This window comes from Veillonella parvula (assembly GCF_032550495.1).
Lineage (GTDB): Bacteria > Bacillota > Negativicutes > Veillonellales > Veillonellaceae > Veillonella > Veillonella parvula_G.
This window is the reverse complement of sequence record NZ_JAWFZJ010000001.1, coordinates 738,213-763,216: the sequence shown is the minus strand read 5'-3', so window position 1 is coordinate 763,216 and position 25,004 is coordinate 738,213. Positions and strand designations below refer to the sequence as shown.

At 37.4% G+C, this 25,004-nt stretch carries 26 protein-coding genes; 24 read left to right on the top strand and 2 right to left on the bottom strand.

Annotated elements, in window-relative coordinates:
* The 11 genes from E6X37_RS03760 to E6X37_RS03710 all read left to right on the top strand — a co-directional run bounded on the left by E6X37_RS03760 (position 1) and on the right by E6X37_RS03710 (position 12,962).
* On the top strand, positions 1–1,242 hold the full coding sequence (locus E6X37_RS03760; protein WP_101928168.1) for an O-antigen ligase family protein: 1,242 nt from the start codon (positions 1–3) through the stop codon (positions 1,240–1,242).
* Positions 1,220–2,152 (top strand): ATP-grasp fold amidoligase family protein, encoded by a 933-nt coding sequence (locus E6X37_RS03755; RefSeq protein WP_101928169.1) that lies wholly within the window; start codon positions 1,220–1,222, stop codon positions 2,150–2,152. The genes E6X37_RS03760 and E6X37_RS03755 overlap by 23 nt, the downstream gene beginning before the upstream one ends.
* Complete coding sequence (locus tag E6X37_RS03750; protein WP_232055016.1) at positions 2,136–3,269, top strand: CapA family protein; 1,134 nt, start codon at positions 2,136–2,138, stop codon at positions 3,267–3,269. Before E6X37_RS03755 ends, E6X37_RS03750 begins: the two co-directional genes overlap by 17 nt.
* Positions 3,269–4,723, top strand: coding sequence for a lipopolysaccharide biosynthesis protein (locus E6X37_RS03745; protein ID WP_101928171.1), 1,455 nt, complete (start codon positions 3,269–3,271; stop codon positions 4,721–4,723). The genes E6X37_RS03750 and E6X37_RS03745 overlap by 1 nt, the downstream gene beginning before the upstream one ends.
* Positions 4,724–4,745: 22 nt before the next feature.
* The gene (locus E6X37_RS03740; RefSeq protein ID WP_101928172.1) at positions 4,746–5,843 is read left to right on the top strand and encodes an NAD-dependent epimerase/dehydratase family protein; all 1,098 of its coding nucleotides are present in this window, start codon (positions 4,746–4,748) and stop codon (positions 5,841–5,843) included.
* A complete protein-coding gene (locus E6X37_RS03735; protein ID WP_101928173.1) occupies positions 5,844–7,010 on the top strand; it encodes a nucleotide sugar dehydrogenase in 1,167 nt (388 codons plus the stop codon).
* A gap of 36 nt (positions 7,011–7,046) precedes the next feature.
* Positions 7,047–7,481, top strand: coding sequence for a VanZ family protein (locus E6X37_RS03730; RefSeq protein WP_024061190.1), 435 nt, complete (start codon positions 7,047–7,049; stop codon positions 7,479–7,481).
* Positions 7,482–7,769: 288 nt separating this feature from the next.
* Complete coding sequence (locus E6X37_RS03725) at positions 7,770–8,573, top strand: tyrosine-protein phosphatase (RefSeq protein ID WP_101928174.1); 804 nt, start codon at positions 7,770–7,772, stop codon at positions 8,571–8,573.
* A 244-nt stretch (positions 8,574–8,817) separates the two neighbouring features.
* Positions 8,818–10,968 carry an anaerobic ribonucleoside-triphosphate reductase gene (gene nrdD / locus E6X37_RS03720; RefSeq protein WP_101928175.1) on the top strand — a complete coding sequence of 717 codons (2,151 nt, stop codon included), beginning with the start codon at positions 8,818–8,820 and terminating at the stop codon, positions 10,966–10,968.
* Positions 10,969–11,223: 255 nt separating this feature from the next.
* Complete coding sequence (nrdG, locus tag E6X37_RS03715) at positions 11,224–11,721, top strand: anaerobic ribonucleoside-triphosphate reductase activating protein (protein WP_004697282.1); 498 nt, start codon at positions 11,224–11,226, stop codon at positions 11,719–11,721.
* A gap of 2 nt (positions 11,722–11,723) precedes the next feature.
* Complete coding sequence (locus tag E6X37_RS03710) at positions 11,724–12,962, top strand: chloride channel protein (RefSeq protein ID WP_058948442.1); 1,239 nt, start codon at positions 11,724–11,726, stop codon at positions 12,960–12,962.
* 92 nt (positions 12,963–13,054) lie between these two features.
* Here E6X37_RS03710 and E6X37_RS03705 read toward each other — a convergent pair whose 3' ends face one another.
* Together E6X37_RS03705 and E6X37_RS03700 are read right to left on the bottom strand one after the other, a co-directional pair.
* Positions 13,055–13,603 carry a gamma carbonic anhydrase family protein gene (locus tag E6X37_RS03705; RefSeq protein WP_004693416.1) on the bottom strand — a complete coding sequence of 183 codons (549 nt, stop codon included), beginning with the start codon at positions 13,601–13,603 and terminating at the stop codon, positions 13,055–13,057.
* A gap of 21 nt (positions 13,604–13,624) precedes the next feature.
* A complete protein-coding gene (locus tag E6X37_RS03700; protein WP_004697213.1) occupies positions 13,625–14,578 on the bottom strand; it encodes a nitronate monooxygenase in 954 nt (317 codons plus the stop codon).
* Positions 14,579–15,126: 548 nt separating this feature from the next.
* On the opposite strand from E6X37_RS03700, the gene E6X37_RS03695 reads away from it, so the two are divergent.
* The 13 genes from E6X37_RS03695 to rnc all read left to right on the top strand — a co-directional run bounded on the left by E6X37_RS03695 (position 15,127) and on the right by rnc (position 24,947).
* Positions 15,127–15,261, top strand: a complete 135-nt coding sequence (locus E6X37_RS03695; protein WP_004693422.1) for a rubredoxin — start codon at positions 15,127–15,129, stop codon at positions 15,259–15,261.
* 100 nt (positions 15,262–15,361) lie between these two features.
* Positions 15,362–15,874: a YceD family protein gene (locus E6X37_RS03690; protein ID WP_004693424.1), complete on the top strand. Its 513-nt coding sequence runs from the start codon at positions 15,362–15,364 to the stop codon at positions 15,872–15,874.
* Between the two features lie 25 nt (positions 15,875–15,899).
* Positions 15,900–16,076 (top strand): 50S ribosomal protein L32, encoded by a 177-nt coding sequence (gene rpmF / locus E6X37_RS03685; RefSeq protein WP_004693428.1) that lies wholly within the window; start codon positions 15,900–15,902, stop codon positions 16,074–16,076.
* A gap of 305 nt (positions 16,077–16,381) precedes the next feature.
* Complete coding sequence (gene fapR / locus E6X37_RS03680) at positions 16,382–16,942, top strand: transcription factor FapR (protein ID WP_004693429.1); 561 nt, start codon at positions 16,382–16,384, stop codon at positions 16,940–16,942.
* A gap of 3 nt (positions 16,943–16,945) precedes the next feature.
* On the top strand, positions 16,946–17,974 hold the full coding sequence (gene plsX / locus E6X37_RS03675) for a phosphate acyltransferase PlsX (RefSeq protein ID WP_004693432.1): 1,029 nt from the start codon (positions 16,946–16,948) through the stop codon (positions 17,972–17,974).
* Positions 17,958–18,953 (top strand): beta-ketoacyl-ACP synthase III, encoded by a 996-nt coding sequence (locus E6X37_RS03670; protein WP_008713708.1) that lies wholly within the window; start codon positions 17,958–17,960, stop codon positions 18,951–18,953. Before plsX ends, E6X37_RS03670 begins: the two co-directional genes overlap by 17 nt.
* A 15-nt stretch (positions 18,954–18,968) precedes the next feature.
* Positions 18,969–19,913 (top strand): enoyl-[acyl-carrier-protein] reductase FabK, encoded by a 945-nt coding sequence (gene fabK / locus E6X37_RS03665; protein WP_008600662.1) that lies wholly within the window; start codon positions 18,969–18,971, stop codon positions 19,911–19,913.
* Positions 19,914–19,924: 11 nt separating this feature from the next.
* The gene (gene fabD / locus E6X37_RS03660) at positions 19,925–20,866 is read left to right on the top strand and encodes an ACP S-malonyltransferase (RefSeq protein ID WP_316689527.1); all 942 of its coding nucleotides are present in this window, start codon (positions 19,925–19,927) and stop codon (positions 20,864–20,866) included.
* Between the two features lies 1 nt (position 20,867).
* Positions 20,868–21,611, top strand: coding sequence for a 3-oxoacyl-[acyl-carrier-protein] reductase (fabG, locus tag E6X37_RS03655; protein ID WP_004693439.1), 744 nt, complete (start codon positions 20,868–20,870; stop codon positions 21,609–21,611).
* Between the two features lie 51 nt (positions 21,612–21,662).
* Complete coding sequence (locus E6X37_RS03650) at positions 21,663–21,893, top strand: acyl carrier protein (protein WP_004693441.1); 231 nt, start codon at positions 21,663–21,665, stop codon at positions 21,891–21,893.
* Positions 21,894–21,970: 77 nt separating this feature from the next.
* Positions 21,971–22,927: an NAD(P)H-dependent flavin oxidoreductase gene (locus E6X37_RS03645; RefSeq protein WP_008600668.1), complete on the top strand. Its 957-nt coding sequence runs from the start codon at positions 21,971–21,973 to the stop codon at positions 22,925–22,927.
* Positions 22,928–22,962: 35 nt separating this feature from the next.
* Positions 22,963–24,207 carry a beta-ketoacyl-ACP synthase II gene (fabF, locus tag E6X37_RS03640; protein WP_004693446.1) on the top strand — a complete coding sequence of 415 codons (1,245 nt, stop codon included), beginning with the start codon at positions 22,963–22,965 and terminating at the stop codon, positions 24,205–24,207.
* Complete coding sequence (gene rnc, locus E6X37_RS03635) at positions 24,207–24,947, top strand: ribonuclease III (protein ID WP_004693448.1); 741 nt, start codon at positions 24,207–24,209, stop codon at positions 24,945–24,947. The genes fabF and rnc overlap by 1 nt, the downstream gene beginning before the upstream one ends.
* Positions 24,948–25,004: the final 57 nt, after the last annotated feature.

Sequence of the window (25,004 nt, the reverse complement as noted above, 5' to 3'; positions counted from 1 at the left end):
TTGAAGTTAAATATTACGGCTCTTGCTGATCGCATGATATGGTTCATAACTCTAATCTTTTTAGTGTTGTCGTTGACCATTTCCTTTGCCCTTGGCGAAGCGAACTATGGTGCGTATGTATTATTTGTATGCTTATTTGGTCTCATCATTTTTTATCTTATACGAGAACAGGGTGTTATAAAACTGCGGTTTAATTGGATGCATGCTTATATGTTACTTTTTATTGGTGCTTGTTATCTAAGTGCGATTAATGCCACAGATGTTTCCGTAGCTATGAGCCGAAGTTTTGATATGGTCAAGATATTCTTTATGCTCATCATTTTATACATGTGTTATCAAGATAAGAAATCGGTGGATACATTATTAAAGATTGGCATGTGGACAGGCTATATAGTTTGTTTCTATACTGTTTATTTCTACGGTTTAGATTATTTTATTACTGTTTTATCATCCTCAGCACGTATTGCTAATGATGCATTGAATGCGAATACGGTAGGGTTATTGGGGGCCAATGCTATTGTTATGACCTTGTATTATATGCTATATGACCGTCCTCGTTGGTGGCATATTATTGCATTACCAACACTTGGTATTTTAGCGGCTACAGGTAGTCGTAAGGCCTTAGTCTTTGTCGGTGTTGGTACAGTATTACTCTTTATTTTTAAAAGTTTTCGTAGTACTAATGCGGTCAATTCTATTGTAAAAGTTATTGGTTCCTTATTAGGTCTTACCATTATAGGTATTGCGGTATTGCAATTGCCGATGTTCTCTGAAGTATTAGACCGAATGTCTAACATGGTAGAAGCCTTTACAGGCACAGGGGGGGACTCATCCACTATTATTCGGTTAGCTTTGGTAGATATTGGATGGGACTTATTTTATCAATCTCCCATAACTGGTGTAGGTATCAATAATCCATCTGTATATACTTTTTTCGTATATGGTAAAGATAATTATTACTTGCATAACAATTATATTGAGTTATTAGCTGGCACGGGTGTCATTGGTTTACTAGCCTATTATTCAATGTATCTCTATGTAGCTTATAATTTAATTCGCTATCGTGATATCCATAGTAATGAATATATAATGGTACTTATTCTATTTCTTTCACAGATTGTTATGGATATGGGGATGGTTTCTTATGAAAGTAAAAGTACTTATTTTTATATGATGTTGTTTTATTTAGAGGTGCAACTGCTTCGGAAAGGACGAAAACATGAAGTTCAGAAAATTGTGTAATGTTGGTATGTCCTTTCTAACAAAACCTTACTATCGTACGAGGGTATTAATTAAATCGGGTTATTATGACTCTTTGTCTGATGAAGACTTTTTGAAGAAGGTATTTCCTAAGTATATGGGATACCCTTTAGATCTAGAAAATCCAAAAACTTTCAGCGAAAAGTTACAATGGCTTAAGGTTAATTTTAGAGACCCAATACAAACAGTGATGGTTGATAAACATGAAGCTAAACATCTTATTGCTCAACGTGTAGGTAATCAGTATATAATACCTACGATTTCCGTATGGAACTCTGTAGATGATATTGACCTTGATAGGTTGCCTAATCAATTCGTTTTGAAATGTACACATGATAGTGGAGGCATCGTTATTTGTAAAGATAAATCAACACTTGATTGGGAAGCAGCAAAAGCTAAATTAAGAACATTCTTAAAACAGGATTATTCACGTATTGCTAGAGAGTGGCCTTATAAGAATGTTCCTCGACGTATTATCGGAGAGGAATATTTGTCGGAGTTAGGTAGCAATGACATATTAGATTATAAGATGTATTGCTTTCATGGTGAACCAAAGTTAACAGTAGTATGTTCTAATCGTTTTTCTAAAACAGGAACGCGTATGAACTTCTATGATATCGATTGGAATCCTATGGGAATTCATTTTGGACATTATCCACCGTTACCTACAGAGTTTCCAAAGCCAGACACATATGGTGAAATGCAACAGGTTGCGATGGAGCTTAGCAAAGGGTGTCCATTTTTGCGTGTTGATTTTTATGAAATTAAAGGGCATCTATTTATTGGAGAATTAACATTTTTTCCTGGTGCTGGATTTGAAAGATTTCGTCCTATGTCAAAGGATTATGAATTAGGAGAGTGGTTACATCTTGAGAATGTACATCGGGGCTGATTTAGTTCCTACGGATATTAATAAAATATTATTTGAAAACGGTAATGGAGAAGCTTTTTTAGGAAAAGAGCTTTATGAAATTTTGAAGCAATCGGATTTAAATGTTTTCAATTTAGAGGTTCCTCTTACTGATATAGAGACACCCATCGTAAAATTTGGTAATAATTTAATTGCGCCTACAAAAACAATTAATGGATATAAGGTGTTAGAGCCGTTATTTTTAACACTGGCTAATAACCACTCCTTAGATCAAGGGGTGGAAGGGTTGACGACAACATTAAATTTGTTGAAGCAGCATAAGATTGCTCATGCTGGAGCTGGAGCTAATTTGAAAGAGGCTAAGAAGCCATTTATCTTTGAAAAAGATGATATACGTATTGGATTCTATCTTTGTACAGAGAACGAGTTTACTATGGCTACTTGTCATACAATGGGGGCTAATCCTTTTGATGTGCTAGAAAGCTTTGACGAAGTGAAAGTTTTAAAGGCACAATGCGACTATGTCATCGTTCTATATCACGGCGGCAAGGAATTCTATCGCTATCCATCTCCTATGCTACAGAGATATTGCCGTAAATTTGTCGATAGTGGAGCGAATCTCGTTATCTGTCAACATAATCATTGTGTAGGGTCTCGTGAAGATTACCAGGGAGGCACTATCATTTATGGACAAGGCAACTTTATCTTTAATTCCGATTTTTTTGTAAACCATCAAGAGTTTATTAAAGATTCAATACTAGTTACTGTAGACGTAACTAAGGATGATTTTGTGGTGTCTGAATTGCCTATTCGTAGAACCGATAATGGTACACGATTAGCCACAGAAGTTGAAGCTACAGAAACATTAGAGGATTATAGAAAACGTAGTGAAGAAATTAAAGACCCTCACTTTGTGACTCAAGCTTATAAGGTCTTTGCTGATACACATGTAAAACGTTATTTGCGTGAGTTTTTAGGTAGATCATTTATTGTACGCGCTATTAATACTTTATTGGGCCGAAAATTGGTAGAACTTATTTTGGGCAAAACGAGTTATTTAGCAATACAAAATTATTTGGAATGTGAAGCTCATCATGAACTATTCTTGAGAGGCATTAAGAATATCAATAAGAAATAATGGATACTAAAATCGTAGCTGCTGCTAAATGGTCTGTTATTACAGAGGTTTTGGCAAAGCTTATCACACCACTGACAAATATAATATTGGCTCATATGTTAGCACCGACTGCATTCGGCATATTGGCGACGATTATGATGGTTATATCTTTTGCGGAAATGCTTGCTGATGCGGGTTTTCAAAAATTTCTTGTTCAGCATGAGTTTGAAAGTGCCCAAGATAAGCAAGAGGCTACAGATGTGGCCTTTATTGCCAACCTAGTGTTTTCTCTAGTTTTATGGAGCGCTATCATAATCGGTCGTGATGAATTGGCTGTATTAGTAGGTAATGATGGCTTAGGTATACCTTTAGCCGTGATGGGCGCTATGATTCCTTTATCTGCTTTTAGTAGTGTCCAAATGGCATTGTATCGAAGAGATTTTAATTTCAAGTTTCTTTTAAATATTAGGCTCATAACAATTCTTACACCTATATTGATATCTATACCAATGGCGCTTATGGGGTACGATTATTGGTCTTTAATTGCTGGTATGCTAGGGTCTCAGCTATTTACGGCGTTGGCATTATTAAAGAGTCGGAAGAATCAAATTCATCTGTTTTTTAGTAGTCGCGTCTTTATGAATATGTTTAACTATAGTGCATGGTCTTTAGCTGAAGCATTTTCTATATGGCTCACTGCTTGGGTGGATACATTCATTATTAGCCGTTTTTTAGATGCTTATTATTTGGGTATATATAAGATGCCAATGGCTATTGTTACGACTGTAATGGCTATGGCTACAGCATCTTTGGCTCCTGTATTATTCGCGGCTTTAAGTCGTGTGCAAAATAATCAACAGGCCTTTTCGAATACATTCTTTACATTCCAACGCTATATGGCTCTATTTTTGGTACCTCTAGGTGTAGGCTTATTTGTATTTCAAGACTTTGTTGTTCAGCTTTTACTAGGACCACAATGGACGTTAGCGGGCATTGTATTAGGTTCCTGGGCATTGAGTTCGGCTATTATGACTGTAACAGCTAATTTGATTTCCGAAATATTTCGTGCAAAAGGGATGCCTAATCTATCATTTTGGACTCAAATATTACATCTAGTAGTTTTAATACCAGTTATTTATATTTGTATTCAATATGATTTCAGTACCTTTGTATATGCTCGATCGTTAGTAAGAATGGAAATGCTAGCAGCTTCTATGTTGCTACTAGCTTTATTTGTCAATATGAGTACATTTCGCATAATATCTAATATCAGTGTATATCTCATTACAGCATCTATAGTTGGGTTAATTGCCTATAGTATTTTACATCTCTATGATGCAGTATGGTGGACCGTCGTCTGTATGCTTTTATGTGTTGTATTATATGTGGCTATTTTATACGTCATTCCATCTGAGCGCATAATTATTGCTTCTGGCTATAAAAAAGTCTTAAGTAAAGTAAAACGACATAATTAACAGAACTATGAAAGGAGTACATATGCTTTCAAAAAATGTAGATTTAAACAACACGGTAATCCTTGTAACAGGTGCCGCTGGATTTGTAGGGGCTAATCTAGTTATGTCCTTACTATCTGAAGCAGAAGGGACTCAAATTATTGGCATAGATTCTGTTAATGATTACTATGATGTAGCATTGAAAGAGTATCGATTGCAACAGATTGATGAACTTAGCAAAAATAATAAGAATATATGGATTTTTAAAAAAGGGAATATTGCAGATAAGTTCTTTGTTGATGAAATTTTTGCTATCTATAAACCACAAGTTGTAGTGAATCTAGCAGCTCAAGCAGGGGTTCGTTACTCTATTACTAACCCCGACGCCTATATCGAGTCTAATATTATTGGATTTTATAATATTCTAGAAGCTTGTCGTCATTCTTATGATGATGGTGAAAGAGGTGTAGAGCATTTAGTGTATGCATCATCTTCTTCTGTATATGGTGCAAATAAACAAATTCCATACTCTACAGAGGATAAAGTAGATAATCCTGTATCTCTTTATGCAGCTACAAAAAAATCAAATGAGTTATTGGCTTATTCGTATGCTAAATTATATAACATCCCTAGCACAGGGCTTCGTTTCTTCACTGTATACGGTCCTGCAGGTCGTCCAGATATGGCATACTTTGGTTTTACAAATACATTACGTAATGGTGGGACAATTAAAATCTTCAACTATGGCAATTGTAAGCGTGATTTTACCTATATCGATGATATTGTAGAAGGCGTTTCTAAGGTTATGTCTACTGCACCAGAGCGTCGCAATGGTGCGGATGGCTTGCCGGTTCCACCGTACGCTATTTATAATATCGGCAATAGCAACCCAGAAAATTTACTTGATTTTGTGCGCATTCTTTCAGAGGAATTGGTTTCTGCTGGTGTTTTACCAAAGGATTATAATTTTGAAGAACATAAAGAATTAGTGCCTATGCAACCAGGGGATGTGCCTGTTACATATGCTGATACAAGTGCGTTAGAAGCAGATTTTGGCTTTAAACCTAATACAAGCTTACGAGAAGGGTTAAAGCGTTTTGCCATATGGTATAAAGATTTCTATATGATGGAGGGCAAATAAATGAAAATTGCAATTGCTGGTACAGGCTATGTAGGCCTTTCCAATGGTGTGTTGTTAGCTCAACATAATGAAGTAGTAGCCCTCGATATCATCCCAGAAAAAGTAGATATGTTAAATCGCAAAGAGACGCCTATTGTAGATGCTGAATTGCAAGAGTATTTAGCTACTAAGGAGTTAAACTTCAAAGCTACACTTGACCCAGTAGAAGCTTTTAACAGTGCAGATTATGTTATCATTTCGACACCTACAAATTATGACCCACAAAAAAACTTCTTTGACACATCTTCTGTTGAACAAGTTATTAAAACTGTGCTAGAGATTAATCCTGATGCAGTAATGATTATTAAATCAACTGTACCAGTAGGCTATACGGTACAAATGCGCAAAGAATTTAATACGGAGAATTTAATTTTCTCGCCAGAATTCTTGCGTGAAGGTAAAGCCTTATACGATAATTTACATCCATCCCGTATTGTTGTGGGCGAGGATTCTGACAGAGCACGTTGTTTTGGCCAATTATTAGCAGAAGGTGCTATTAAAGAAAATATTCCACAATTATATACTGATTCTACGGAAGCGGAAGCAATTAAATTGTTTGCTAATACGTATTTAGCATTACGTGTAGCGTATTTCAATGAGTTAGACTCCTATGCTGAAGTACGTGGCCTTAGCACAAGTCAAATCATCAAGGGGGTTTGTTTAGATCCTCGTATTGGAGATTTTTATAATAATCCTTCCTTTGGTTATGGTGGTTATTGCTTGCCAAAAGATACAAAGCAATTATTAGCTAACTATAATGATGTACCACAAAATTTAATTTCTGCCATTGTTGATGCGAATAGAACACGTAAAGATCATGTGGCAGATACTATTATTGCTAAAAATCCGAAAATTGTTGGTATCTATCGCTTGACCATGAAGATGAACTCTGATAATTTTAGAGCATCAGCCATTCAAGGTGTTATGAAACGTATTAAGGCGAAAGGGATTGCTGTGGTAGTATATGAACCTACACTAGATGCAGAAGATTTCTTTAATTCGCCAGTTATACGTAATTTTGAAGATTTTAAGCGTGTTAGTGATGTCATTGTAGCTAATCGCTGGGATAGTAGCTTAGAAGGTGTAAAAGATAAAGTTTATACAAGAGATATTTTTGATAGAGATTGATGCAGCTGTATGTATTGTGGCGTTTAGGAGAGTAGTATGAAACGTTGGATACTATATATTGTGTTATGTCTAATTGTGTTTTTTATATGGGATAATTCCTTGCAAAATGGAGGGAACTCTGATGGGTTTAGTCTTATTTTTGCAGAGTGGCTTACCCCTGTAGCTCATAAATTAGGCTTTCATGGAAATATATGGGCCTTAAATAGGGTTGTTAGAAAGCTAGCCCATCTCACAGAATTTACAATTCTTGGTGGTATTTTATATGTAATTCTACGCCGCTATATTGAATATGGCACAGTAGTAAAAACTATAGGAGTGGGTATAGTAATAGCTAGTCTAGATGAATTTATACAATTATTTTCTCTAGGACGCAGCTCTCAACTGTCTGATGTACTGATTGATACAGTTGGTATAATCATCGGTATATCGGTAGTGAAATTAACTTATTATATTAGTCATGATAAAAGATAAAAGTACATTTAAAAATTAAATAATTATTAATATAATAATGTGTAAAATATGACTCATAATTGTAGAGATTATGGGTCATATTTTATGAAGAATAAATGAATATATAAAAATTGTATTAAATGAACATATAATAATTTATTTATTTTTATAGAAAAACCACTATACAAGCGACTGGTCCCTTGTTATAATCGTGAATATAAAATGAATTATAAACTTAAATGAGAAGAACATGAACTTTATAAAAGAGGTCGGTTTTGAAAAGAAAATCGAAAGTAGAAGGGAAAGATTATGAGTCGCGTGGTTGATTTACATGGTTGCATTTTGCCAGCTGTGTTAGGTCCACAAGGGCCTCAAACAATGGCAGAATCAGTAAAAATGATTAAGTCCTTGTCTGAACAAGGTATTACAGATATTTTTAGTACGCCTGATGTAACAGTATCTATGGATCTGAACACATGGAATGCTATGAACTCTTTAGTTAATGAAGTAAAAGTTATGGTTAAGGAGCAACAAGTAGATATAACTATTCACAGTGGAGCTCGCGTAATGCTTTGTGATGAAATGGTTGCATATATAGCTTCTCATCGCAATCAATATACGTTGGGAGATAGCCATTTTATATTAGTTGCTCTTCCACAAAATAGCAAAGTGCATCATATTAATGCGTGGTTATTAAGTCTACTAGATATGGGGCTTGTACCTATTATTAGTGAAGTAGAAACTTATGGACAATTATTTACTAAACCTGAACAATTACTAGCATGGGTTGATAGAGGTATTTTGATTCAATGTAATATGGCATCTTTTGATCATGGTAACGCTAACTATGATAGGGCCATTGAATTATATCGAAATGGTTTAATTCATTTCTTTGGTACTGGTTACAGCGATGGCTGTGATATTGAGGCGTACCAAGGTTATGTGGAAGCAATTTCTGAATTAGACAATACGTATAAAAAAGATTTGTTGCCAAATATCCATCTTAATGAACGCGACCTCTTAGCTAATCGCACATTTTATCCTTCTGTCCCATCTAGTTGGGTGGGGAAAAAGGGTAATTTCTTAACTCGTCTATTTGGCTTTGCATTATAATTTATATAGGTTCTTTTATCCATGTCATATTGGCATAGATAGAGGAACCTATTTTTACTTTATATTGTATTTAGGGTTGAAAACAACCACCATATATAGTATACTGAGAGGGCAGTAAAAATAGAGGGGTTTTCTAATAATTCTTTACATTTTTACATATAAATTTATAAAAAGTGTGATTAGACATACTTTTTATACTTCTTAACATATATTTTGGCAGTAACAAGATGGGGAGGTTGCCAATATGTTGCAGGTCATTAAGCGTGATGGCACGAAGGTACCATTCGACAAAAACAAGATTGCTTTGGCTATTGAAAAAGCTGAACATAGTAGTACTGGGTTGTACGAAGAGGGCTTGGCACAGCGTATTGCAAATGAAATTGAGGAATATGCTACTAAGCTTCAAAAAGACATGACAATTTATGCTATTGAAGATCAAGTGTATTATAAGTTGATTGAGTATCATAATCCTGCAACGGCACGTGCCTATGAAGGTTACAAAGCTGTTCAAGCTTTTAAACGCCGTCAAAATACAACTGATGATGATGTAATTGGTTTATTAGATCGTAGTAATATCAGTGTTCTTGATGAAAATTCTAATAAGGATGCTGCTATTGTATCTACCCAACGGGATTTAATTGCTGGTGAAGTATCTAAGGATATTGCTCGTCGTAAATTGATTCCTACCGATATTTTGGAAGCCCATGATAGTGGAGCTATCCACTTCCATGATATGGATTATATTATTCAACCTATGTTTAACTGTTGCTTGATTAATTTGGAAGACATGCTTACAAATGGCACAGTAATCAATGGTAAGAAAATCGATACACCTAAGTCTTTCCAAGTTGCTTGTACTGTAACAACACAAATTATTGCACAAGTAGCATCTGGTCAATATGGTGGCCAAAGTATTAATGGTATTGACCGTATTTTGGCACCATTTGTACGTAAATCTTATGAAAAAATCCTCAATAATGTTATTGAAGAACAAGTTGAGATTTACGGCATGGAGCCTAATATGGAAAAGGCTCGTGAAATTGCGTGGAAACGTACGCGTAAAGAGGTTAAAGATGGTATTCAAACTATTCAATACCAAATTAATACATTGATGACTACAAATGGTCAATCTCCATTTGTGACATTATTTATGTATTTCCAACCAGACTATGAATACGCGAAGGAAGCGGCTCTTATTACAGAAGAAATTTTGCGCCAACGTATTAAAGGTGTAAAAAACGAAGCCGATGTATATATTACACCAGCCTTTCCTAAGTTGATTTATGTTCTTGATGAGCATAATGTAACACCAGATAGTCCATACTATTACTTAACTGAATTGGCAGCACAATGTACGGCTAAGCGCATGTACCCTGACTATATTTCTGCAAAAAAAATGAAGGAAAACTACTCAGGTAATGTTTTTAGTCCTATGGGCTGTCGATCCTTCTTATCTCCTTGGAAGGATGAAAATGGTGAATACAAGTTTGATGGACGTTTTAACATTGGTGTAGTAAGTTTAAACTTACCTCAAATTGGCATTCTAGCCCGAGGTAGTGAAGAACGATATTTTGAAATTTTAGATAAACGACTTGAGTTGGCAGAAAAAGCACTAATGCTTCGTTATGAATTACTTAAGGACGTAGTGAGTGATGTGTCACCAATCCATTGGCAACACGGTGCTATTGCAAGACTTAAAAAAGGCGAGAAAATTGCCAAATTCTTGACTGGCGGTTATGCGACTATTTCCTTGGGATATATTGGTATTTATGAAGCAACTCGCTTAATTACCGGTGAATCGAATACAGGTGAAAAAGGCCGCGTTTTTGCGATGAAGATTATGGACCGCTTAAATGCAGCTGTTGATGAATGGCGAGCTAAACATAACATGGGGTTCGCATTATATGGTACACCTGCTGAAAGTTTAACCCATCGATTCTCTTCTTTGGATCGCGCTCGTTTTGGTATTATTGAGGATATTACGGATAAAGGTTATTATACTAATAGTTATCATGTAAGCGTACGAGAAGAGATTAATGTATTTGATAAGTTCTCTTTTGAATCTGAGTTCCAAAAGAAATCTACAGGTGGCTGTATTTCCTATGCAGAAATTCCTAATATGACTAATAATATTCCAGCTGTTTTGACGATGATTCAATATATTTATGATCATATTTCTTATGCTGAATTTAATACCAAGTCTGACTATTGTCACGAATGTGGCTTTGATGGAGAAATTAAGGTAAATGAACATAACGAGTGGGAATGCCCTCGTTGCCACAATACAAATCGCGATAAATTAACTGTTATCCGTCGTACTTGTGGATACCTTGGTGAAAACTTCTGGAATGAAGGGCGCACAAAGGAAATTAAAGATCGTGTAATGCACATTTAAGATTATTAGAGGTATAGTTTTAATAATTATCCTGTATATTAAGCATATTAAGATAAACTGTTATATAGATTAATATAATTATCATAGACATCTAATGATGTGGATATTTTAATAGATATGATTTTAGTTCTAAATACGATAGTTTTAAATGGTAAAAGCTGTGCCTAAGGCACAGCTTTTACTGTATATATGAGAAATTGAAATATATCTATATAGTGTTGATCAAAGTTGATAGGCACTACTATGGAGGTTATGATGAGATATGGGCAAATAAGACAATACGATATTGCCAATGGAGAAGGGATTCGTACATCTATATTTGTAACAGGTTGTACACATTGTTGTTATAATTGTTTTAACGAAGAATACCAAGATTTTAATGCTGGTAAGGTATGGACGCAAGCTGAGACAGATTTAGTGGTTTCCTATGTGAAGAATCCTACATGTTCAGGTTTAACATTATTAGGTGGGGAGCCATTTCAAAATGTACAAGGCTTATTACCGGTGGTGAGAGCTGTTCGAGCAGCGGCGCCAGAAAAGAAGATTTGGGCTTATTCCGGCTATGAAATAGATGATATCTTAGAAGATGAGTTGCGAAGTGCTTTATTACAAGAAATCGATATTCTCGTAGATGGCCGCTTTGTAGATGAACTTAAGGACCCTGCTTTGCGCTTCAGAGGTTCCTCAAATCAGCGTATCATTGATGTTAAAAAGACATTAGCGGCTGGGGAAATTGTATTAGCGATGGAGTAAATATGATATATGATAAACGATTTATAGGACTCATTATTATAGTTGGCTTTATAGCGGGGCTAGTAGGGGCTTCCTATACGCATTTATTACATGGAATCCAACATTTCGTATATAATTACTCTTCTGCTGATCATCTGAGCTTTGGTGCAGCTGTGGCCCGAGTATCACCGATAGAACGATTAATACCCTTAATCGTCTGTGGCGTGATAGGTGGCGTAGGTTGGGTTTTGATTCACAGATATGGTAAAGGCGTTGTAGATATAAAAACAGCAGTTTCTGGTAAAATGGATATGAATCCAATTACTACTGTTTTACATGCAACACTGCAAATAATTACGGTAGGTATTGGTTCTCCATTAGGTCGAGAAGTTGCACCACGTGAGGCTAGCGCAGGTATTACTACCTTTTTAGTTAAACATTTTGATATAAAACAAGAAGATCGTCAATTATTAATTGCATGTGCTGCAGGCGCTGGTTTAGCTGCAGTTTATAATTCACCATTATCTGCGGCAATTTTTACATTAGAAACTTTGCTTCTTACTTGGAATATACGGGCTATGAGTGCAGCCCTCTTATGTTGTGGTTTGGCTACATTTGTGACGCGACAAGCTGGTGTAGGAGATGTTATACAATATACAATGGCACAACCCAGTTTGGGGAGTCATTATGTAGAGTTTTCTATCGTTTTAGGCGCTATTATTGCAATTGGTGTTGTTTTATTTAATATTACACAAAGTAAGCTACCCGCCATTCATCGTAGTAGTCCTGTAATGATTCCCATTTCTATCGTAGCATTTACACTAATTGGTGTTTTAGCTATGTATTTTCCTGAAATTCTTGGAAATGGTAAAGCAGGCAATGAGTTGACTTTTACGAACGATATCACATGGACATATGCATTGGGTTTATTTGGATCCAAATGGGTAGCTGTTTTACTTGCTTTGGCCGCTGGTGCATATGGTGGTCGTATTACACCATCTATGATGTTAGGTAGTACTTTGGGGATCGTATTTGGTACCGTATGGGCTATTGCTATAGCGCCAGTATCTTTGGGAATGTCTGCTTTTGTAGGGGCCGTAGTATTCTTAGGACTTGCACAAAAAATGCCTATGACATCTTGTGTATTTATGCTTGAATTATCTCGTTTCTCTGTAGAGATGTTGTTTCCTATAGCTTTAACAATGGGGACAGCTCTTATGGTAGAGCAAATCATTCAATCAAAATTAAATAGCGCTAAGTAGCAATAAATAATAGTTAATAAAAGTAAATATAATATATAGAAAAGAAGCGGATAGTTGAATTAATCAACTATCCGCTTTTAATGTATATGTAATTATACGATTTTTGCGTTCTTATCGTATTCCTCGCCACCCGCATCAGGAAGCATGCCATATTCTACAGTCCACAAGTGTTTATATTTTAGTGCTTGATTGTGAATACGTTCGATTTGCGTTTCATCTGTACGAGCTATGCGAGCTGGGATTCCAACAACTAAAGAATTAGGTGGGATTACAGTGTTCTCCTTTATGACTGCACCAGCAGCAATAATAGAGCCAGAGCCAATATGACAACCGCTTAATACAATAGCGCCCATTCCAACTAATACATTATCTTCGATAGTACTAGCGTGTACTATTGCACCATGGCCAATTGTTACATAATCTCCAAGAATGCAAGCCCTGTCGTCATCAACGTGTAATACAGAGTTATCCTGTACATTAGAATAGCGACCTACTACAATTTTATTTACATCACCGCGAAGTGCACAGTTTTGCCAAATGGAAGCATATTCTTTTAGTTCAACATCACCTGCAAGTTCTGCACCAGGCATAACACAACTTTTGGGATCTAATTTGGGGTATTTTCCGTGAAATGGTAACATAAGGAACTCCTAATTTATTAACTATACGATTTCAATAAGACGTTGTGCTTTACGAATAGACATGATAGCTTCATTCATTACTGTTTGTACTATAGTGTGAGCAGGTTCAATAGTAGTAAGTCGGTTTAAACCTTGTCCAACTTGTACAGCACCATTTACAACATCACCATCGATAGCAGCACGTTTGTTAGTGCCTTGGGACATTTTGGTGCGTTCTTCAGGGGTAGTAACACCATCTGTTTCGGCAGCTAAGTAACGTGTAGTGAATTCGTTTTTCAAGCTACGTACTCCACCGTGACCAGAGAGGAGACCCGTTACAACAGAGTCTGTATCTGTGGCTTTGATAATTGCTTCTTTCATATTTATGTGGGCTTGGCATTCTTCAGCTAACAAAAAACGGGAACCCATTTGTACACCCTCAGCACCCATCAACAATGCTGCTGCAATACCACGACCATCTACGATAGCGCCTGCTACAACAACAGGAATGGAAATCTCAGGTAAAATATTTTCCATCAAGGACATGGTTGTTTGGCTACCAATATGTCCACCAGCTTCCATACCCTCAATAATAATTGCATCAGCACCAGCTTCTTCAATGCGTTTAGCAAGTTTTAGAGATGGGACAACAGGGATAACTTTAATGCCTGCATCTTGCAATGGTTTAATATATGGTACAGGATTGCCTGCTCCAAGTGTTACAAATGCAGGCTTTTCTTCAATGATAATATCCACTAATTCGTCTTTATTGGGAGCCATTAACATGAGATTGACTCCGAAAGGCTTATCCGTTAAGTCTTTACAGGCACGAATCTCGTTGCGCGTCCATTCTGCATCACGACCACCAAGAGCAATTACACCTGTAGCACCTGCATTAGCTACGGCAGCAACTAGTTTGTGTTCAGATACCCAAGCCATAGCACCTTGGATGATAGGGTATTCGATTTGTAAAAGTTGTGTTAACGCTGTTCTCATAAAGCCTCCTATGATAACAATTAAATTTACTGAAACTTTATTATACCTTTATGCGAGAATTTTATATAAGAATGATTTTATTTTCTTATAGAAAATTAGAGTATTAATAAAGTCAAGAATATTCATCAGTATATACTTATATACTAAAGAGATTAAGCGTAATATTATTTGGAGATTATATGTAATTACATAATCTCTTCTCTATATAATAGTATAATATAGTAATTATGTACACCTTAGATAAGGTTATTATAGTTATTTTATTTAAACAATATGCTTTCAAAATTAATTTCCAATTATTGGATTAAAATAAAATATTTAGCAGTAGTCTAAAGATAAAAAATTAAATGATAATATATTTCAAATGAGTTAAGTAGTAGAAAACCGCATAGTATCTATGATTATTAAATATTATAAAAAATGAGAAAATAAGAAAATGAGTATTGAAAAGTTTCGATGTCTTTGATATACTACATTACAGATAGAGTATCTGAATTAATTAAAGATAAACATTAAACAATAATTTTCAAGTGAAGGAGGAAATACACATGGAAAAATATGTATGCGTAGTATGTGGTTGGGTTTATGACGAAGCTGTTGAAGGCGTAAAATTCGAAGATCAACCAGCTGATTATGTTTGCCCAATTTGCGGTGTTGGTAAAGACCAATTCGAAAAAATGTAATTGACTTACCAAAAGGCTATCTTGAGTCCACTTGAGATAGTCTTTTTTATTTGACAAAGCACCATGTCATGTTTATAATATTATGAGTCGAGGTAAGATTATGAAACTGCAAGTAGAGCAAGCAAAAGAACATATAGGAAAGAAATTTCCTTATAGCTATACGATATCAGCCTCTGAGCTTGGTGACGTAACTGCTTTTCCTTGGAGCCGTCATGATATAACCATTAGTGGTGAGTTTTGGTTTGATGGTCAAAATTACATCGTTCAAGGTTCGATTCAGTCTAAAGGCGATTATGATTGTTCCCGTTGTTTAAATACAACAGAACATTATCGAAAAGATTTCTTTGAGGAAATCTTTAGTGATTGTCGAGATGCTGCAGATGATGTGAATTCTTTTGATGGAGAAGAAATTGACTTAACTGAACTAATTAGGGATACATTAATCATCAATGAGCCCTCTCAAGTGTTATGTCAGGATGATTGCAAAGGATTGTGCGTTCATTGCGGAGCAAATTTAAATGTTTCACCTTGTTCTTGTGAATCCTTTGTGGTGGATCCTCGATTTGCAGAGTTACGTGCTTTGCTTGATGAGAAAGATGATAGATTATCCTAATGATTGTACTAAGGAGGTGCAGATAATGGCAGTACCTAAACGTAGATTGTCTAAATGCCGTCGCGATCGTCGTCGTGCTAATTGGAAATTAGAAGCTCCTGGTTATGTAGCATGTCCACAATGCCACGAGCCTAAGATGCCTCATCGTGTTTGCCCTACATGTGGTCACTATAAAGGTGAACAAGTAGTAGCTAATGCTTAATATGTGAGCAGAGAGAGACGCCTACTTTGTAGGCGTCTTTTTTATATGCTTTCAAAATATACACTCATATTTTTATATGTTTTGTTATGAATAGCAAGTGTCATTATTTTATAGTAAGATTATTCTATAAGATAGTGACACATTTTTATTTTTTATAAACAAAAATACTAAAATATAAAAAAACAACTATATTTTGTATATGCTATGAAAATTTCTTACTATATGTATGAAAAGTCTTGCCAATAAGGGAATTATTGTATATACTTAGGATGTAATATTAATACTAGGTCATAAAAGGTGGTCCCATGAGTCGGTTAAAGAAGCAAGAGCGCCAGAAGCAGTTACAAGAAAAACTGAATATTACGCCATTTCTTACTGATGAAGAATTGGCAACACACTTTGGTGTAAGTGTGCCAACAATTCGTCTCGATCGACTAGAATTGGGTATTCCTGAATTGCGTGAACGCATTCGTGTTATGGCTACAGGTCAATCACATGAAATGGCAGAACATGTATCATATGAAGTGGTTGGCGAATTGATTGATGTCACCGAGGGGCACCAAGCATTATCTATGTTGCGTACTACGGCTGATATGGAAGATCAATTCGGATATGTAGAACCGCAGTATTTATATGCTCAAGCAAATTCCCTTGCAAAAGTGGTTATGGGGACGACTGTTTGCTCTGCGGAAGTTGGAAATATAAAATATAAGAACCCGGTAGGATCTGGTACTAATTTGGTAGCGAAAGCAGAAATTGTTCGTCGCCGAGGTAATAAGTTCTTTATTTGGGTTATAATAAGAGATAAAATAAAAGAAGTGTTTCGCGCAAAATTTATTATGGAATCCGTAGAGAATAGGGTGTAAATTATGAAAATTGCAATAGACGCCATGGGTGGCGACTTTGCTCCAATGGAGACTGTACTTGGATCCATTGAAGCCGTACGAGCAAATCAACACATTGAAGTGGTGCTCGTCGGCGATGAGCAGCAAATTTTTGATATATTAGAAGCTAATAATGAAGCTAAGAATCCACGTATTTCTGTACATCATGCTAGCCAGGTAATCGGCATGGATGAACATCCAGGTCAAGCATTGCGCAAGAAAAAAGATGCATCTGTTGTGGTCGCTACTTCGTTGGTTCGTGATAATCGTTGTGATGCTGTAATTGCTCCAGGTAGTACGGGAGCTGCTGTTGCAGCGGCTTTGTTTGGGCTCGGTCGCATTAAAGGCATTGATCGCCCTGTCATTGCAACTCCAATGCCAACGGTAAGTGGTATAACAGTTATGTTAGACTCTGGTGCAAATTCTAATAGTAAACCTAAACATCTTGTACAAGGTGCTTTAATGGGGTCTGAATACGCTAAGCTTTTATTAGGAAAAGAAAATCCTACTGTGGGATTGTTAAATATTGGTGAAGAGGCCACAAAGGGGAACGATGTCGTATTGGCGACGTATCCGATTTTGGAGGGTATGAAGACTATCAATTTTAAAGGAAATATTGAAGGTCGCGATATTCCTAAAGGTGCCGTTGATGTTGTCGTATGTGATGGCTTCGTAGGCAATGTGGTACTTAAATTTGCGGAAGGGTTAGTAACAGGTCTTACGCAATTAGTAAAGGATAGCATTATGGCAGGAAGTATTTTTGCCAAGATAGGAGCTATGCTTGTAAAGCCAGCCTTGAAAAAGATGGCAAAACGTTTGGATCACACAGAAAATGGTGGTGCTCCACTTTTAGGAGTTAATGGGGTATTCATGATTGCTCATGGTAGTTCTAAAGCAAAAGAAATAAAAACTGCTATTGAAATTGCTAGTGATTTAGTAGAGCGTAAAATTATTCAACACATAAGAGAAACGATGGATATTGAAGGAGCCTTAAAGTATGACTATGATGAATAAACCTGTAGGAATCATTGGTACTGGGAGCTTCCTTCCTGACAATGTAGTAACAAACTTTGATCTTGAAAAAATGGTTGATACCAATGATCAATGGATTAGAGAGCGTACGGGTATAGAAGAACGACGCATTGCACCGGAAGGTATGAATACATCCTATATGGCGACCGAGGCAGCAAAAAAAGCTATGCAAATGGCTAATGTCTCTGCAGAGGATATCGACATGATTATCTTTGCTACCTTAACACCAGATATGATTATTCCTTCGGCAGCTTGTGTATTGCAAGCAAACTTAGGAGCTAAAAACGCTGCAGCCTATGATTTACAAGCGGCGTGCTCTGGGTTTGTATATGGATTGATTACTGCTGCTAGTTATATTAGCTCTGGTATTTATAAAAAAGTACTCGTTGTGGGGGCAGAAATTCTTTCTCGTCGAGTAAACTGGAATGATCGTGGTACATGTATCCTCTTTGGTGATGGTGCTGGGGCTGCAGTAGTATCTGAAGTACCTGAAGGCTATGGCATTAAAGGTATTGACATGGGCGCCGATGGCACTGGAGGATCAGCGCTTTGCATTCCTGCAGGTGGCACTGCTGTAGTAGCAAATGATCAACGCGTAGAAGAGGGCTTAACATTTATTCATATGGATGGCCCTGAAGTATATAAATTTGCCGTTAAAACGATGGGACGCACGGTTTTAAAATCCTTAGAACGTGCTGATATGGAGTTAAATGAATTAGATTACTTCATTCCTCATCAAGCGAATATTCGTATTATTGATTCGGCAGCCAAACGTTTACATCTGCCGATGGAAAAAGTTTTTGTTAATTTACATAAGTATGGTAATACATCTGCCGCGTCTGTAGCGATTGCACTTGATGAAGCTAATCGCGAGGGACGTTTCAAACGCGGTGATAATGTTGCGTTTGCAGGATTTGGTGCAGGCCTAACATGGGCAAGCCTGGTCTTGAAATGGTATTAAGGAGGACACATCAAGATGATTAAGACTGACATTTGTGATTTATTGCAGATTGAGTATCCAATCTTTCAAGGTGGCATGGCTTGGCTCGGTACTGCAGAATTAGCGGCAGCCGTTTCTGAAGCTGGTGGACTTGGGATTATTGGTGCTGGTCATATGCCTCCTGATATTTTCCGTAATGAAATCCATAAATTAAAAGAGCGCACTAGTAAGCCTTTTGGCTGTAATATCATGCTCATGTCTCCATTTGTAAAAGAGGTTATGGAAGTAGTCGTGGAAGAACGTGTTCCTGTTATCACTACAGGTGCAGGTAATCCTGGTGTTTATGTTCCCGCTTTGAAAGAAATTGGTACAAAAGTTATTCCTGTAGTTGCATCAGTATTACTAGCAAAGCGCTTATTACGTGGTGGTATTGATGCAATTATTGCTGAAGGTACAGAGTCTGGTGGTCACGTAGGTGATATTACAACTATGGCATTAATTCCTCAAGTAGTTGATGCTGTAGATGTACCAGTTATTGCTGCCGGAGGTATTGCAGATGGTCGTGGTATGGCTGCGGCATTTGCATTAGGTGCTAAAGCGGTACAAATGGGGACACGATTCGTATTATCCGAAGAATGTATTGCCCATGAAAATTATAAAAACGCTGTATTGAAAGCAAAAGATCGTGCTACAGTTATGACTGGTTTAACAACAGGTCATCCTGTACGTATTATAGATAATGCGTTAGCTCATAAATATAAATCCCTTGAATTCAGTGGTGGATCTAAAGAGGAATTGGAAGCATTAGGTGCTGGTACACTTCGTTTAGCTGCTATTGAGGGTAATGTAAAAGAAGGTTCTGTAATGATCGGTCAAATTTCTGGTATGTTAACAGATGTTAAACCATGTGAAACTATCATTAAAGATATTATGACTGAAGCTGAAACTGTGATTAAGAATCTTCAAGGTCTTAGTAAATAAGGAGGCCCCTAATGAAAACGGCATTTGTTTTTCCTGGTCAAGGTTCTCAAAAAGTAGGCATGTTACAAGATTTGTATAATGCGTACCCTATTGTGAAACAACGTTTTGAAGAAGCTGACGAGGCACTTGGTTATTCCATCAGTAAATTATGCTTTGAAGGTCCTGATACAGAGCTCGTTAAAACAGCAAATACACAACCAGCTATTTTGACTGCATCCGTAGCTTGTTATGAAATTCTAAAAGAACAAGGCTTTACGCCTGACATCGTAGGCGGGCATAGTCTTGGTGAGTATAGTGCTCTAGTAGCAGCCGGTGTATTGAACTTTAAAGACGCAGTATATGTAGTTCATAAACGCGGTGAATATATGCAAGAAGCTGTGCCATTGGGTAAAGGCGCTATGGCAGCAATTTTGGCATTACCTCGTGAGCAAGTTGTAGAAATTTGTGAAGATGTAAATGCTTCTGTAGGTTCTGTACAAGCAGTTAACTTCAATTGCCCTGGACAAATCGTTATTGCCGGTGAAACTGCAGCGGTGGAAACAGCAGCTGAAAAAATGAAAGAAGCAGGTGCAAAACGCGTAGTAATGCTTCCGGTAAGTGCTCCATTCCACAGCCGTTTGATGGGACCAGCAGCTCTTCGTTTAAAGGAAGAGTTGGATAAGATTCAAGTGAGTGATGCACAAATTCCTGTAGTTGCAAATGTTACTGGCAAGATTTTGACTAATGCCAATGACATTAAAGAGTCCTTAGTTACTCAAGCCGCTAACCCTGTTTTATGGGAAGATTGTGTAGCTGAAATGGTAAACTTTGGTGTTACTCGCTTTGTTGAAGTGGGGCCTGGGAAAGTACTTACAGGTTTTACTAAAAAGATTAACAAAGATATGGAATTAGCCAATGTTGAAGACATTGCATCCTTAGAGAAAACGCTTGAATTTTTGAAGGGGGTTCGATAAAATGCATTTAGAGGGTAAAGTAGCCATTGTAACTGGCGCATCCCGTGGCATTGGTCGCGCTGTAGCTATCAATCTAGCACAATCTGGTGCTGATGTTGTTGTAAACTATAGCGGTAGCGAAGGTGCAGCGCAAGAAACTGTTGAAGCTGTACAAGCGTTAGGCCGCAAAGCCATTAAAATTAAAGCTAATGTAGCCAATGCTGATGAAGTTGCTTCCATGGTGGAAGAAGCTCATAAAGAATTTGGTCACATTGATATTCTCGTGAATAATGCGGGGATTACGCGTGACGGTTTGTTAATGCGAATGAAAGACGAAGATTTTGATGCTGTTATCGATATCAACCTAAAAGGTGTTTACTTGGTAACTAAAGCAGTATCTAAAATCATGATGAAACAACGTTCTGGTCATATTATTAACATGACATCTGTTGTTGGTGTTATAGGTAATGCTGGTCAAACTAACTATGCTGCTTCTAAAGCGGGCGTAATTGGTTTTACTAAATCCTGTGCTAAAGAATTGGCTAGCCGTGGTATTACAGTTAATGCTATTGCACCAGGCTTTATCAATACAGATATGACCGATGTATTACCAGAAAAAGTTAAAGAAGCTATGGTTACTCAAATTCCGTTGGGCCGTATGGCTGATGCCGAAGAAGTAGCAACAGTAGCAACATTCCTTGCTAGCGATTTTGCTAATTATATTACGGGTCAAGTCATCAATGTTGATGGTGGCATGGTAATGTAGTTGTAAAATTAGACTATATATAAATACACTTTGAAAGGAGGTGAACCACTAATGAACACTTTCGATAAAGTTAAAGCAATCGTTGTGGAACAATTAGGCGTTGATGAAGCTGAAGTTACCATTGATTCTACATTCATCGACGACTTAGGCGCTGACTCCTTAGATATCGTTGAATTGATCATGGCATTTGAAGAAGAATTCAATGTTGAAATCCCTGACGACGTTGCAGAAAAAATTAAAACCGTTAAGGATACAGTAGAATATATTGATTCTGCTAAATAAGCTGTAAAGCTAACAATTCAACCGAACGGGAGGCCGAGTGGCCTCCCAACCGGTTTTATTTACAGGAGGATTTGATAGTGAAGCTCCCTGAACTTCGCATTGGGAATCTAGTGGCCAAAGTACCTATTATTCAAGGTGGTATGGCGATTAGATTGTCTACAGCTCGCTTGGCAGCAGCCGTTGCAAATGAAGGTGGTATCGGCCTTATTGCGGCATCTGGCTTGCCTTTCGATGAATTACGATACGAAATACAATTAGCTAGAAAATTATCACCTACGGGTATTATTGGTATAAATGCGATGGTAGCAGCAACTCAATTTGCTGGCTTAGTAAAGACTGCCATCGAAGAAGGCATTGATCTTGTAGTAGCAGGTGCTGGTTTTTCAAGAGATATGTTCGCAATGGGCAAAGAGTCTGGTACTCCTATTGTACCAATTGTTTCGTCCGCAAAATTAGCTCGCATTTCTGAAGGTTTAGGTGCTGCAGCTGTAATCGTAGAAGGCTGTGAAGCTGGTGGACACTTGGGGACGGATCGTTCCGCTCGAGAAATCGTTCCCGAAGTTGTAGCAGCGGTAAAAAACATTCCAGTAATTGCTGCTGGTGGTGTTCTAGATGGCCGTGATATCGTTGAAATGTTAAAAATCGGTGCTAGTGGTGTTCAAATGGGTAGCCGTTTTGCTGCTTCTGATGAATGTAATGCATCTGATGAATTGAAAAAAATGTATGTACGAGCTACAAACCCTGAGGATATTGTATTGATTCAAAGTCCTGTTGGTTTGCCTGGTCAAGCAATAAAAAACAAATTTGCTGAATCTGTTTTAGATGGTACTGTAGCGCCTCCAACGGTGTGTGATAACTGTTTAAAACATTGTTCCCATAAATTCTGCATTATCCGCGCTCTTTCTCGCGCACAACAAGGTGATGTGGAAACGGGGTTGGTGTTCTCTGGCAATAATATGAGAAAAGTCGATAGGATTATGCCAGTTAAAGATATCTTTGCTCAATTAAAACAGCAAGTAGCAGAGATTGATTAATTTAAAGGGCTGTATAGCTATAAGAGGTGGAATAATTGGAAAAACGTGTAGTAATTACTGGCTTAGGGGCAGTGACTCCTGTAGGTATCGGTAAAGAGAACTTCTACAATGCGTTATTGGCAGGTCAATCTGGTATTGGGCCGATTACACGCTTTGACGCATCTGACTATGCAACACGCATTGCGGGTGAAGTAAAAGATTTTGATATTACAAACTATGGGGTAGATAAGAAAGAAGCTCGTCGTATGGACCGTTCTGTAGAATTTGCTATCGGTGCAGCTGTTCTTGCTTGTGAAGATGCTGATCTTGATTTAGATAAAGCAGATTTAGATCGCTGTGGTACTGTAGTTGGTACAGGTATAGGCGGTATTGACTCTATCCATGAGGTGTATGAAACATTATTCGAAAAAGGTCCTGGCCGAGTAAGTCCATTTGCAGTACCTATGATGATTGCAAATATGACATCTGCACGCGTATCTATTCGCCTTGGTCTTAAAGGTCCAGTTATTACAGACGTAACTGCTTGTACTTCTGGTACAAATGCGATTGGCGATGCATTCCGTATCATCCAACGTGGTGATGCTGATGTGATGTTTGCTGGTGGTACTGAAGCTGCGGTATCTCCGGCTGCTGTAGCTGGTTTTGCGGCTATGAAAGCTATGTCTACACGCAATGACGAACCAACAAAAGCGTCCCGTCCATTTGACCGTGACCGCGATGGTTTCGTAATGGGTGAAGGTGCTGGTATCGTAGTTCTTGAAGAATTAGAACACGCAAAAGCACGCGGTGCGCATATCTATGCTGAAGTTGTGGGCTATGGTAGCAATGGTGATGCTTACCATATCACTGCACCAGCTCCAGGTGGTGTTCAAGCTCGTAAATGTATGGAATTAGCAATTAAAGATGCAGGTATTGATCCTAAAGACGTTAACTATATCAATGCTCATGGTACATCTACTGGCCTTAATGACCAAAATGAAACATTAGCTATTAAAGAATTGTTCGGCGATCATGCTAAAAATATCGCTGTTAACTCTACAAAATCCATGACAGGTCACTTGTTAGGTGCTGCTGGTGCTATTGAAACTATCGTAATGGCAATGGCGATTGAAACTGGTAAAGTTCACCCTACAATTAACTGTGACAATCCTGATGAAGGTTTGGATCTGGACTATGTTCGTGAAGGCGCACGTGAACTCCAAGTAAAATGTGCACTTTCTAACTCTTTCGGTTTTGGTGGTCATAACGGTACACTTTGCATTCGCCGTTATGAAGCTTAATGGTTACTATCGAAACGCATAAGAGTAAGATAACACAAGCTCGTGAAGAATCTCTTCATGAGCTTGTTGCTCGTTTAGACATACCTGTGTCAGATATATCCATTATAGATTGTGCTTTTACACATACTTCTTATGCGAATGAACATAAATCAAAGCATATTCATCACAATCAGCGATTAGAGTTTTTAGGCGATGCTGTTTTGGATCTTATTATTGGGGAATACCTATTTAAGACATATCCAGATATGGCTGAAGGTAATTTAACGAAAATTAAGGCCGCTACAGTGTGTGAGGATTCTTTAGCATCTGTGAGTCGTTCTTTGCAACTAGGACAATATTTATTGCTCGGTCATGGAGAACGCGCTTCCGGTGGTAACGATCGAAACTCTATATTAGCGGATACCTTTGAGTCTCTCATCGGTGCCATTTATATTTCTACAGATTATCAAACGGCTATGGCCTTTGTTTTAAAGCATTTAACTACCTATATCATGCAAGCCTTAGAAGGTAAGCGGGGCAAAGATTATAAGACATTATTACAAGAATATGTGCAACGTGATGGGGATAAACATATTGTCTATCATTTGCTCAGTGAAAGTGGTCCCGATCATGCTAAAACCTTCCATATGGAGGTTGAAATTAATGGTGTTACTTACGAGGCCGGCTCTGGTAAAAGTAAAAAAATTGCAGAACAACATGCGGCTCAATTGACTTTAGAAAAGTTGATGGCTGATAAATAGAAAAGCGCCGAATGGCGCTTTTTTTTGTATAATAGTATGTGAGTAATATATAGTATG